At 57.4% G+C, this 12,518-nt stretch carries 12 protein-coding genes and 2 pseudogenes; all 14 read right to left on the reverse strand.

The features are described from left to right. Positions 1-281, reverse strand: a pseudogene (locus tag J7G73_RS09980) (polyphosphate kinase 1); the annotation flags it as partial. A 6-nt stretch (positions 282-287) separates the two neighbouring features. Next, positions 288-659 (reverse strand): ComEA family DNA-binding protein, encoded by a 372-nt coding sequence (locus J7G73_RS09985; RefSeq protein WP_291246137.1) that lies wholly within the window; start codon positions 657-659, stop codon positions 288-290. A gap of 165 nt (positions 660-824) precedes the next feature. Beyond that, positions 825-1,772, reverse strand: coding sequence for a transketolase family protein (locus J7G73_RS09990; protein ID WP_291246138.1), 948 nt, complete (start codon positions 1,770-1,772; stop codon positions 825-827). A 5-nt stretch (positions 1,773-1,777) separates the two neighbouring features. Then, positions 1,778-2,620 (reverse strand): transketolase, encoded by an 843-nt coding sequence (locus tag J7G73_RS09995; protein ID WP_087293590.1) that lies wholly within the window; start codon positions 2,618-2,620, stop codon positions 1,778-1,780. A 12-nt stretch (positions 2,621-2,632) separates the two neighbouring features. After that, positions 2,633-3,454, reverse strand: a complete 822-nt coding sequence (locus J7G73_RS10000) for an HAD family hydrolase (protein WP_291246139.1) — start codon at positions 3,452-3,454, stop codon at positions 2,633-2,635. Beyond that, on the reverse strand, positions 3,442-4,374 hold the full coding sequence (locus J7G73_RS10005) for an RluA family pseudouridine synthase (protein WP_291246140.1): 933 nt from the start codon (positions 4,372-4,374) through the stop codon (positions 3,442-3,444). Before J7G73_RS10005 ends, J7G73_RS10000 begins: the two co-directional genes overlap by 13 nt. Further along, positions 4,361-4,858 (reverse strand): signal peptidase II, encoded by a 498-nt coding sequence (gene lspA, locus J7G73_RS10010; RefSeq protein ID WP_087293596.1) that lies wholly within the window; start codon positions 4,856-4,858, stop codon positions 4,361-4,363. Before lspA ends, J7G73_RS10005 begins: the two co-directional genes overlap by 14 nt. Before the next feature lie 86 nt (positions 4,859-4,944). Then, positions 4,945-5,718 carry a DivIVA domain-containing protein gene (locus tag J7G73_RS10015; RefSeq protein WP_291246141.1) on the reverse strand — a complete coding sequence of 258 codons (774 nt, stop codon included), beginning with the start codon at positions 5,716-5,718 and terminating at the stop codon, positions 4,945-4,947. A gap of 27 nt (positions 5,719-5,745) precedes the next feature. Further along, positions 5,746-6,543 (reverse strand): YlmH/Sll1252 family protein, encoded by a 798-nt coding sequence (locus tag J7G73_RS10020; protein WP_291246142.1) that lies wholly within the window; start codon positions 6,541-6,543, stop codon positions 5,746-5,748. Continuing rightward, entirely contained in the window at positions 6,527-6,973 is a 447-nt protein-coding gene (locus J7G73_RS10025; protein ID WP_087181445.1) for a cell division protein SepF, read from the reverse strand. Before J7G73_RS10025 ends, J7G73_RS10020 begins: the two co-directional genes overlap by 17 nt. Positions 6,974-7,131: 158 nt before the next feature. Beyond that, positions 7,132-8,349 (reverse strand): HlyD family efflux transporter periplasmic adaptor subunit, encoded by a 1,218-nt coding sequence (locus J7G73_RS10030; protein WP_291246143.1) that lies wholly within the window; start codon positions 8,347-8,349, stop codon positions 7,132-7,134. An 85-nt stretch (positions 8,350-8,434) separates the two neighbouring features. After that, a complete protein-coding gene (gene miaA / locus J7G73_RS10035) occupies positions 8,435-9,391 on the reverse strand; it encodes a tRNA (adenosine(37)-N6)-dimethylallyltransferase MiaA (RefSeq protein ID WP_291246144.1) in 957 nt (318 codons plus the stop codon). Continuing rightward, positions 9,375-11,447, reverse strand: a complete 2,073-nt coding sequence (gene mutL, locus J7G73_RS10040) for a DNA mismatch repair endonuclease MutL (protein WP_291246145.1) — start codon at positions 11,445-11,447, stop codon at positions 9,375-9,377. The genes miaA and mutL overlap by 17 nt, the downstream gene beginning before the upstream one ends. Positions 11,448-11,475: 28 nt before the next feature. Continuing rightward, a pseudogene (locus J7G73_RS10045) lies at positions 11,476-12,518 on the reverse strand (DNA mismatch repair protein MutS); the annotation flags it as partial.

A 12,518-nucleotide genomic window follows, 5' to 3' on the forward strand; every position in this document is an offset into this window, starting at 1 on the left:
CATTGGTCCTGCAGCAGAGCAGTTTTGGGCATGATGGCCGCCAACTGCTGCGCAGCCGTCATATTGGTCTTATTTTCAGTAATCTCGTTTTTCAGCAGGGTCCGGTCATACAGCGAACCAACACGCACCATAAAAAACTCATCCAGATTACTGCCGTAAATCGCTGCGAATTTCATCTGCTCCGCCAGGGGAACCGTTTTGTCCTTGCTCAGAGCCAGCACACGCTTATTGAAATCAAGCCAGCTGAGCTCGCGGTTGATGTAGATGTTGTTCTCTGTCATCACGATCTATCTCTCCTCTTTTTGCATCTCGTCCGATTCGATGTAAAGCCTTGAACGCCAGGCCTCAATGCTCTTTGCAGATATGCCATCGACCTGATCCAGCTCATCTATGCTGGAAAATGACCCGTGCTCCTCTCGATAATCCAGGATGGCCTGCGCCTTTTTCTCGCCGACACCAGGGAGCGAACACAGCTCCTCCAGTCCCGCAGAGTTCAGATCAACCAGCATCATCTGCTGTACATCAAATTCCTCCGAGGCAACGGTCCGATAGCCCGGCTGCCAAAACGGCACACTGAACCCGACTGCTCCCGCCAGCAAAAGTACAAACGCAGTCACGCAGCTCAGCAGCACCCTTCCGGTCGTTCGATCCCCTGCCATTTCGTGCCGCACCCTCTTTGTTCGACCGTATTCTCTGATCGTTTTTGACGAACACGGTCTTTTTTCTATTATATCACAAATCCCTGTCAGTGTTTGTAAAGATATACAAAAATCTCCCGTTCCGATATTCCATCGGAACGGGAGATTTCAAACCACAGATAAGAATCAGCGGGCCACGCGCTCGCGCACCTTCTGAGCAATGACCTCAGCAGTGAGACCGTAGTGCTTCAGCAGGTCATTGGCAGGGCCGGACTGGCCAAACGCGTCCATGATCGCAATGGGAGAAACCGGGCAGCAAACACCCGCACCCACCATAGCCTCGCAAACCGCACTGTACAGGCCACCGATCACGCTGTGCTCCTCAGCGGTCACAATGCAGCCGGTCTCCTTTGCGGCGCTCACCACAGCCTCCACATCCAGAGGCTTGATGGTGTGCATGTTCACCACACGCACCTGAATGCCTTCCTGAGCCAGCTGCTCCGCAGCCTCCAGAGCGCGGGCAACCATCAGACCGGTAGCAATGACCGTCGCGTCCTTGCCCTCGCGCAGGGTAACTGCGCGGCCCAGCTCAAAGTGGTAGCTTTCCGGATCATTGATCACGGGCACTGCCAGACGGCCCAGACGCAGGTAAGCCGGGCCCTTATAATCAGCCAGAGCATAAACTGCCTGGCTCGCTTCGGTATCGTCAGCGGGATTCACCACAACCATGCCGGGGATACCACGCATCAGAGCGATGTCCTCCACGCACTGGTGAGTCGCACCGTCCTCGCCCACAGAGATGCCTGCATGGCTGGCACAGATCTTCACGTTCAGATGGGGGTAGCCCACCGAGTTGCGGATCTGCTCATATGCACGCCCGGTGGCGAACATGGCAAAACTGGAAACAAAGGGAATCATCCCGGCAGCAGCCATGCCAGCCGCGATGGAAACCATGTTGCCCTCCGCAATACCGCAGTCAAAATGGCGCTCAGGGAATTTTTCCTGGAACATGCAGGTTTTGGTGGACTCTGCCAGGTCCGCATCCAGCACAACGACCTTATTGTTTTCCGCGCCCAGCTGCGCCAGGGTGCGGCCATAGCTCTCACGGGTAGCGATCGGTTTTGTCTGCATCATCGTTCTTATACCTCCAGTTCAGCCGCCGCGGCGCGCAGCTCTTCGATAGCCTGTTCATACTGCTGCTGATTGGGGGCCTTGCCGTGCCAGCCAGCCTGGTTTTCCATAAAGGATACGCCCTTGCCCTTTACCGACTTCTGTACGATCACGCTGGGCTTGCCCTTCACCTGACGCGCCGCGCTGAACGCAGCGTCCAGGCTCTCGAAATCATGGGCATCCGCAGTAAATACTTCCCAGCCAAAGGCGCGGAACTTCTCATCGATGGGGTACACCGAACAAACATCGCTCACATTGCCATCGATCTGCAGGCCATTATTATCCACCACAGCGATCAGGTTATCCAGCTTGTGGTGCGCCGCGAACATGGAAGCCTCCCAAACCTGGCCCTCCTGCAGCTCACCGTCACCCAGAACCGTAAACACACGCCAGTCAGCGCCCTGAGTCTTGGCAGCCAGCGCCATACCCACAGCAGCAGAAATGCCCTGACCCAGGCTGCCGGTGCTCATATCCACACCGGGGGTACCTTTCATATCCGGATGGCCCTGCAGCATCGCGCCCAGGTGACGGAACTTCTTCAGTTCCTCCCGGTCAAAGAAACCCTTCTGCGCCAGAATCGAGTAGAGCGCGGGGCAGGTGTGGCCCTTGGAAAGCACCAGACGGTCACGCTCCTCCCAGGAAGGATTCTTGGGGTCTACCCGCATCTGTACCTCGTAGATATAGGTCAGAGTGTCGGCTACCGACATCGATCCGCCCGGATGACCGGAAGCGGCGCTGTACACTTCGCTCAGAACGTCCTGCCGCACCTGATTTGCCATACGCTTCAGATGGTTCATCGTTTGTTTGTCCATGCTGTTCCTCCGTTATTTTCCCTCTTGTTTTTTAACCAATGCATACAGGTACTCGCCCACACCTCCGTCTGTGCAGCGGGCCACCACCTCATCAGCGGCATTCTGCACCTCCGACGGCGCGTTGCCCACGGCCACCGAATATCCTGCGGCGGCCATCAGCTCCAGATCATTGAAGTAATCGCCGATCACGATGGTATGTTCTATAGGGATGAGTTCCCTGCGGCAAAGCTCTTTCAATGCGGACGCTTTCGAGGCCTGCTCCGGCATGATCTCAAAGTAAATAAAATTGGTAGACACAAATTGCAGCCCGGGGTAGCTTTTGTCCGCGAAATACTGCTGCACCTTGAACAGGGCAGCAGGATGCGCTGCAAAAACCACCTTGGCCCAGTTCGCCGGAACCTGCTTCAGCGGACAGAGCACACAACCCATTTTTTCGTCCTTCATATGTGCGGTGGTGTATTGGTTGGCTCGCACCACATACGGCCGGCCCTCCTCCACCATGATTTCCACACCCAGATCCGGAAATGCAGCCATTGCTTCCTCAATGGCTCGCACAGCGGATTCCTGGTTCAGGAAATGCTGATCCACGGCTTCATTCGTATGCAGATCGTACAGCACCGAACCGCCGCACGCAATGGCTGGGCAGGAAAGCTCCAATCCCTGCAGCGCCGCCTGAATCGATTCCGGCGGGCGTCCGGTGGCCACCGTAAAACGCCCTCCCATAGCCATAAACAGCCGGATGGCTGCCAGATTGCAATCCGGGATGCCCTCCTTGGCGGTGAGCAGGGTGTTATCCATATCGCAGACCACAAGATAATTTTTCAGTGGTTCCATTCCTCCTGCTCCTTTCCCAGCGAGCGCAAAAAGCGGTTAAAATACTCCGGCAGCTCGCTGTCGAATTCCAGATACTCGCCGGTGATCGGATGCACAAATCCCAACGTTTTTGCATGCAGGCATTGCCCCTGCAGGCTCTTGATCACATTTTTCGGTCCGTAAACCGGATCACCGGCCACCGGATGGCCGATGCTGGCCATATGTACCCGAATCTGATGGGTCCGGCCCGTCTTCAATCTGCACTCCAGATGGCTGAATCCCTGATAGCGCCCCAGCACATGATAGGCCGTGTAGGCATATTTGGAGTTCTGCTCCGTAGCTGCCATCTTTTTCCGGTCGGTTTTGTGGCGGCCGATGGGCGCTTCCACAAACCCCTCATCGTTTGCAAAGCCCCCGTACACCACCGTCTGATACACCCGATTGATGCTGTGCACTGCCATCTGCTCCGACAATCCGGTATGGGTGGCATCATCTTTTGCCACCACCAGCAGACCGCTGGTATCCTTGTCGATGCGGTGGACGATGCCTGGGCGCACCACGCCTCCAATACTGGAAAGGCGCCCCGCGCAATGATACAGCAGCGCGTTTACCAGCGTACCGTCCGGATTACCGGGTGCCGGATGGACCACCATGCCCTTGGGTTTGTTCACCACCAGAAGGTGTTCGTCCTCATATACAATGTCTACCGGAATATCCTGGGGCACCGCATCCAGCGGCTGCGCCTCCGGAACCTCTACACAAACAGTAATTCCCGGCTGGATCTTCTGATTTTTCGCAGCAGGCTTGCCGGCATAAAGCACGCCTCCCTGTTCCATCAACTGTTGCAGTGCGCTGCGGGAAAGTCCGGTTTGGGTAGCCAGGAACCGGTCGAGCCGTTCCCCCGCTTGCTCCGGCTGCACCACAAATTCAAATCGTTCCATCCGTTTTTTCTCCAGAAACCTTCTTTTTGGCAGCCAGTTCCTCCAGAATCAGATTCAGGACCAGCAGGCCGATTCCTGTGCAAACCAATACATCTGCCAGGTTAAAAATCGCAAAGCGGATAAAGAGAAAGTTAATGTAATCCACAACCTGATGATTGAACACCCGGTCGATCCAGTTGCCGATTCCGCCTGCCAGAACCAGAACCCAGGCCCAGTATTCCAGTTTCCGGTCCGGACGCTTGATCAGCAGATAGGCCGCAATGGCTACCATCGCCACGCTTGTGAACGCAATCAGGAAAAACTGCTGACCGCTGAAGCTGCTGAAAGCAGCACCATCGTTCAGATAATAGCGAAGCTCCACCACACCGGGGATGAGCGGCATTGCCCCCACAGGTGCAAGCACCGCCGTTGCCCACAGCTTAACGAGCTGATCCAAAATCACAAGCAACGCCACCACGGCGGCGGTAATCAATACAGTTACCAAAACAAATGTTCTCCTTTAATCTTCCGATTCGCAGCAAAGGCGGCGCCTTTTTTCAAAACGCCGCCTTCCCTAGTGCCTTATTCCGATCAATCGGTGAACTGGATTCCCTTGAATCCCTGGAACGCAGGAGCCTGCTCAGGCTGCTCTTCCTGCTTGGGCTCCTCGGCGGGCTGCTGACTGAAGGTCTGTGCAGAGAAATCCTCCTCAAAGAACTCCTCCACAGTATCCAGCATATTGCCGGCCGGCTCACCGGACTGCTCCCCGTAAAGCTCGGACAGATCGGGGAACTGCATAGTCTCCGCCTTCGGCTCCTCCATGGCGGGAACCTGCTCAGGCTGTGCTTCTTCGGGCTGGGATGCTTCTTCCTGTACCGGCTCCAAAGTTTCCCCCACGGACTCGATCTCCTCTGCCTCCTCATCACCGGGCAGACCGCTGATCAGCTCGATGTGCTGCTTATACATGGCCAGCAGAGTGTTTTTGAAATGAGCCACCTCTGCCTTGACGCGTTCCAGCTCCTGCTGCTGCTCCTCGCTCTGCTCCTGAGCCACCCGGGTAAGCGTATCGGCCCGGATACCAGCCTCACGCAGCAGAGACTCCGCCTTCTGCTTGGCTTCGCGGATCACGCTTTCGCCCATCCGCTGTGCGTTCAGCAACGCAGTCTTCAGGTTGTCTTCGTCCCGGCGGTATTCTTCGATCTTCTCCGCAAGGATGTACAGTTTCTTTTCCTTGTCGGCGTTGTCCGCGGCCAGCTGCTCCATATCCTGAGCCACCTGCTGCAAAAAGGCGTCCACGTCCTCCGGCCGATATCCACGCATGACCTTATCGAACGTGACGCTGCGGATTTCCTGCGGTGAGATCATAATCTAATTCCTCCAGTGCTTCTGGTATCAGTATTGAAAAAATGTAATAAATTGGCGATCTTTTTTGCTTTTACCGCCGATTTCTTCCAAACGAAAACGACCGCTCCCTCGCACCGTGAACAGGTCGCCCTGATACACCGGTGCATGCGGGTTGCTCACAGCCACATGGTTGATTTCCAGCCGACCGCCTCGCACAAGATCAGCAGCCTGCCCGCGACTGCATCGAAGCATCGCCGCCAGGACCGCATCCGCCCGAAGGGACGAAACTGTAGCGTTCTGCCGAGTCCTCTCCGGCTCCTGCACCGGAATCTCGCCATAAAAACGCTCGGTGTAAACGGAATATCGACCCACACTGGCCAGCTCATTGCAAAGCAGCTCCGCTGCCGGCTCCAGTGCAAATACATAGGCCGTACCGGACGCCTGCGGGTCCGGTACGATGTCGCCGATGCTGGACCGATCCAACCCAAGGCCCAGGACCGCACCCAGATAGTCCTTGTGGGCAGGCACATCCTGCGCGTGAAAGCACTCCACCCGGACACAGGCAATGGGCGGGGTCCCGCAGGACCCCACCGGTTCGATGCACAGAATCTTTCGCTCCGCAAAGGGATATCCCCCATCAAAGGAATATTCCTCGCAGCTTTCCCGGTTCAGCGCGGCCTGCGCCAGTGTCTGTTCCCGGTCGCTCAGAAAAGAGCTATAGCGCGCGATTCCCTTTCGCATGGCGATCCCGCACAGATCCTGAACCCGGCGCATCACCAGACGCTCCTGATCGTTCTGCGGCGGAACAAAGCCCCGCTGGGCAGCCGAATCAGAAGAATACGCCATTGCTCTCCAACTCGTCCAACAGATCGCCCATAATATCCACGTTATAGGGGGTGATGATGAAGGTGCTGTTGGCCACACGCTTCATCTGGCCGTTGTTGGCATAGGCCACGCCGGACAAAAAGTCCACCAGACGGCGGGAAACCTCTTTGTTCGTGGACTCCAGATTCAGCACAACGGTGCGCTTGGCGTTCAGGTGATCCGCCACGGTGCTGGCATCGTCAAACCGCTCGGGCTTGACCAGAACCACCTGCAGCTGAGTGGTGGCATTGATGTTTACCACCTTATTGCGCTTGCCGGTATTTTCCGGCGGATAATCCTCTTCCGGGGCAGCGCCGCCGCGGGAGGGATTGATGAACATATCGTCAGTATCGTAGTAATCGTCTTCGGCTTCGTCACCCACGCCCAGCATGCTTTTCACTTTATCAAACATCTTTCATTGCTCCTTCCAATGTGCATTGATAAGATTGCCCTTTTTCATGCAAGAAAAATATAAAATCAGTTAGTATATATTATCGCCGTTTTTCGGCAACCTGTCAACAAACAAAATTATTTTTTTGGCTTCTTCCATAAATTTTCACGCAGCTGTGATCAGCTCAGGATCTTTCCGTCCCGCAGGTCCGTCCCTTCCACGATCACCTCATCAAACATGCGCAGCTCGTTGTCGGTGCCGACCTTGCCGTCCTCTGCCACCAGCATATACTCCTCGTTCTGATAAACGATCTGGATTTTACGCCAGCGGGCCAGGTTGCCGTACTTTACATACACGCCCTTTTCACCATCCACAATATGCAGGGCGTCAGTGTCCACACGGAGACCTTCGTAAGATTCAAAGTCGATCTTCGCCTCCTCCAGGGAAAGGCCCAGCACATCAGCACCGATGTATTCACAGTGCAGCACGAATTTGGCAAGGCCCTGCTCTTCATTCAGCTCAACGGACTCTACCGTGGCCGGAAGCGTTTTCTCCGCCGCGCCCGGGAAGCTGATCTGTACACTGGATACATTCTCAAACTTCTTGCCCTCTTCCAGACTGCAGGTGGCGTAGAAATACCAAGTATAGCTGGTCACAATTTTACCTGCGCCCTCCAGAGGCTGCACACCATCGCCATTTTCAATGGACTGCGCCAGCGTGGCCGCGTCCATTTCATTCAGCTGTTCCCGGGTGAACGAGAGCAGATCGGCCGAATCGGAAGCCACGAAATAGCCGCCCACCGGTGCAGAAATGGTTGCAGGCTGACCCAGCTGAGCTTCCACCTGCTCCTTTTGTGCCTGCAGCTCCTGTTTCGCCTGATCAAAATTTCTTACCGCACCGGTCATAATCTGGATTTTGTTCGCTGCCAGAAGGTACTGATTGCCTGCTTCTTTCACCTGATCATAGGCTTGCATGTCGATGCAGTCCAACAGATCGTACAAAGCATTCTGCTGCTGCTTATAGAGCATATCCACATCGGTGCCGCTGGTGTTTTCGGATTTTTCCAGCAGACTGAGCTGGGTCTCCAGCTCCTCCAGTTGACGGCGGCTCTGGGCCTGCTCGGCACTGGTATAAACCTCCGCCACCGCGGTACCCGTAGCCACACGCTCACCGTTCTCCACCAAGTAGCCCAGATCCCCGCTGCCCTCTACGGTGGTCTGGTCGAACACCACATATCCGTTAGCGAAAACGCTGTCGGACATGGTGTATTCCACCGCCGTTTCGGTACGGTAGGGCCGGTTCAGGATGGCAAACAGCTGAACCCCCAGATACACGGCCGGCAGCACGAGCACCGCCAGCACCACCGCTGTGATGATTTTTTGTTTGGAGCTTCGCATGCTTCGCTCCTCCTATTGCAATGAATTTGAGCTGAAGCCGTCCGCCGGACGGCCCTGTATTTCCCGTTGTGATCTGGCCACAGGTTCACAGTCCGGCATCCGGCCGCGGCCAGCGCTCCTGAATAAAGGCCCTGGCCTGCTCTTCCAGATTTCCCCGCATGCCATCCAGCCAGATGGTCTGGGGCATCCGCCTAAACCAGGTGAGCTGCCGCTTGGCATAATTGCGGGATGCCTGCTTGAGTTTTTCCACACAGGGCTCAAGCTTGCTCTTCCCGCACAGATACGGAAAAAATTCCTTGTATCCAATGGCCTGCGCCGCAGTCCGGTAGGTATCCCGGTGATCGTAGACCAGCTGGGCCTCCTCGAGAATCCCCTGCTCCAGCATCAGATCCACCCGGCGGTCGATCCGCTGATACAGAACACTCCGGTCCTCAAATCCGATGCAGAACAACAGACTGTCATAAGGTGGCTCACTCGGCTTTGATTCCGCGCGCTGCCGGGTCATGGTAACGCCGGTCACCTGGAACAGCTCCAATGCCCGCAGCACCCGTCCCACATTGTTGGGATGAACTGTAGCCGCGTACTCCGGGTCGATCTGTGCCAGCTTTTCGTGCATGGCATCGGCCCCCAGCTGTTCCGCCTCTTCTTCCAGCTGCCTGCGCACGGCCGGATCGGTCTTTTGCTCGGCAAAGCGAAGGCCGCACAGCAGGCTTTCCATATAAAGGCCGGTTCCGCCCACCAGCACCGGCAGCTTGCCTCGGGCGCTGATGTCCCGGATGCACCGGTCTGCAAGCGCGACAAAATCTGCCACGCTGAAGGCTTCCTCCGGCGCAAGGAAGCCCACCAGATGGTGGGGTACTCCCTGCATCTCCTCTTCGGTCACCTTGGCGGTGCCCACATCCAGCCCCCGATAGATCTGCATGGAGTCCACACAGACCACCTCGCCGTTCAAACGCTTGGCCAGCTCCACCGACAAAGAGGTCTTGCCGGAAGCTGTGGGTCCGCCGATGGCGAGAACTCTTGGTTTATCCAATCCGCCCAAACTGTTTTTCCAGCTCCTTCTTCGTCAATTTCAGCACCACCGGTCTGCCGTGAGGGCAGAAGGGCGGCACCTTGCCGTCCAGAATATCCTGCGCCAGATGCATCAGCTCGGCGCTGGCAGTGCGGTCGCCTGCCTTGATCGCTGCTCGGCAGGCGATGGAATGCAGCACCCACTCGGTCTTTTCGCTCAGCGCATCCCGGCTGCCCCGGGCCAGTTTTGCAGCCAGCTCACAGATCAAACCTTCCACGTCCGGAGTCTCCACATCGGCCGGGACCGAACGGACCAGCACCGTGCTGCCGCCGAAATCCTCGGTTTCCACACCAGCATCCCGCAACAGGGCCTCATGCTCCAGAATGGCGTTTTTCTCTTCGGCGGAAAGATTCACCGTGACGGGAGCCAGCAGCAGCTGGCTGCTCACCTTGCCGTAATCTGCGGCCAGCCGTTCATACAAAATGCGCTCGTGGGCTGCGTGCTTGTCGATCAGGCACATCTCCTGCCCGCGCTGGGTGATGATGTAGGTTTTAAACACCTCTCCCACGTATTGCAAGGGCTGGCTGGTCTGCTCCGGCTCCATTGTCTGCTGCCGGGGCTCCTGAGACTCTGCCGCAGGCTGAGTAAATGCAGTCTGTTCAGCAGACTCTTCCGGTTTCGCCGGTTCTGGCCGCGGCACGGGCTGTACTGCAGCCGCGCCCCACTGACCGGCCGGTTCTTCTTTGAGCTCCTCCGGCTCGGAATATTTTGCCAGCGGCACCGGCTCTGAATGGAAGCCTTCTCCCACCGGCTTCGCAAAGCTGCTCTGACTGTTTTGCCAAACGCGAGAGATGCGCGGGGCGTCTTCTTCATCCGGCACCGTAACGATGGGCTCCAACGGCTCTTCCTTTTTGGGCAGAACCGGCCAGATTCCGCCGGTTTCCGCTTTTTTCGGCTCCGTTTTCACTGTAAAGTCATCTTGCTTCACAGTGAAATTAAATACTTTTTCCGTTGCTTCCGGCTGCGCCGCGGACTGCTTGACCGGCTCCTTTTCGGGCGATTGACCGGCAGCGAACTGGAACTGCTGCTCTCCGCTGCCGGGCTGGCCCAGCGCGTTTTTCACTGCGCCGTAAACCGCATCAAACACATCGTTTTCCCGGGCAAAACGCACCTCGGTTTTGGCGGGGTGCACGTTCACATCCACCAGCTGTGCCGGCATGTCCAGCATCAGCACACACCCCGGGAACTTGCCCTGCATCAGGGTTCCCCGGTAGGCGTTCTCCATGGCGGCCATCATGGTGCGGTTCTTTACAAACCGCCCGTTGATGAAGAAGAACTGCATACCCCGGCTGGCCCGGCAGGCTCGGGGCGGAGTGATCAGGCCGGACACGGAATAGTTGCCCATGCTGCTTTTTACCGCCAGAAGGTCCCGGGCAAACTCCTTGCCCAGCACCGCATAGACCGCGCTGCGCAGATCTCCGTCGCCGGGAGTCTTGTAAAGCAGTTTACCTTCACGGACAAAAGACACGCTCACCTCAGGGTGAGACAGGGCGATTCGGCTGACCGTCTCGCCCACAAACGTGCCCTCGCTGGAATCCTTCTTCAAAAACTTCATCCGGGCGGGGGTGTTGTAGAAAAGATCCCGTACCGAGATGGTGGTGCCGATGGGCCGGGCCCCCGGCTCCATGCCAAGCTCCTCCCCGCCCTCGATGCGGTAGCAGCATGCAAACTCGTCCGGCTCGGTGCGGGTGAGCACCTCCACGCGGGCCACGCTGGCAATGGAGGCAAGCGCCTCGCCGCGGAAGCCCAAGGTGTGGATGCTTTCCAGGTCCTCCTGGGTTTGAATCTTGCTGGTGGCGTGGCGGATGAACGCGGTGGAAATGTATTCCGCCTCGATACCGCTGCCGTTGTCCGCCACCTGGATCAGCGAAACGCCGCCCCGTTCAATGGTGACCGCAACCTTGGTGGCTCCGGCGTCGATGGAATTCTCCAGCAATTCCTTCACCACGGAAGCAGGCCGCTCCACCACCTCACCGGCGGCGATCAGCTCTGCGGTATGCTTGTCCAGAATATGTATGACCGCCAAATCCGGTCACCTCCCTGAAAGCGCCGCCTTATTGCAGCGCGTTTTTGATTTCACACAGGAATTGCAGCCCCTCGATACCGGTCAGCGTGTTCAGATCGGTATCCCGCAGCTTGTCCAGAATCTCGCTGGGCAGCGCCGGGCTGCTCATCTCCTCCACTACGCCAAAGTCCAGCTGCTCCACCTGCTGCTTCTTGGGCGCGGATGCCTCCAGTGCACGCAGCACTTCTTTGGCCCGTTTGGTCACACTGTCCGGCAGACCGGCCAGCTTCGCCACCTGAATGCCGTAGCTGTCGTCGGCCGGGCCGCGCACGATCCGCCGCAGGAAGGTGATGTCGTCGCCCCGCTTCTTCACCGCGATGTTGTAGTTCTTCACACAGTCCATGGCGCTTTCCAGCTCGGTCAGCTCATGGTAATGGGTGGCAAACAGGGTCTTGCAGCCGATCTGCCCGGCGATGTGCTCCACCACTGCCCGGGCAATGCTCATGCCGTCGAAGGTGGAGGTGCCGCGGCCGATCTCGTCCAGAATGACCAGGCTGCGCTTGGTGGCGTATTGCAGAATCTCGGCCACCTCGGTCATTTCCACCATGAAGGTGGACTGACCGGCGGCCAGATCGTCCGACGCGCCCACGCGGGTGAAGATGGCATCCACCACGCCCACCCGGCATTCCTGCGCCGGAACAAAGCTGCCGATCTGCGCCATCAGAGTGATGAGCGCATTCTGGCGCATGTAGGTGGATTTACCGGCCATGTTGGGGCCGGTGATGATGAGCATATTGTTTTCCCCACAGTCCAGCAGGGTGTTGTTGGGCACGAACAGGCTACCTTTGAGCATCTGCTCGATGACCGGATGGCGGCCCTCGGTGATGATCAGCTCATCGCCGTCGTCCACCACCGGGCGTACATAGTTGTTGTTCACAGCCACCTGGGCAAGCGCTGTGAACACGTCCAGCTGAGCCAGCGCGGAGGCGGTGTTCTGCACCCGCAGAATCTGGGCGGAGAGGTCCTGCAGCAGGTCCTCGAACAGCTGCCGCTCCAGCGCCAGCAGCCGCTCGCTTGCCCCCAGGATCTTGC

It is taken from the genome of Allofournierella sp., assembly GCF_017889395.1.
GTDB lineage: Bacteria > Bacillota > Clostridia > Oscillospirales > Ruminococcaceae > Allofournierella.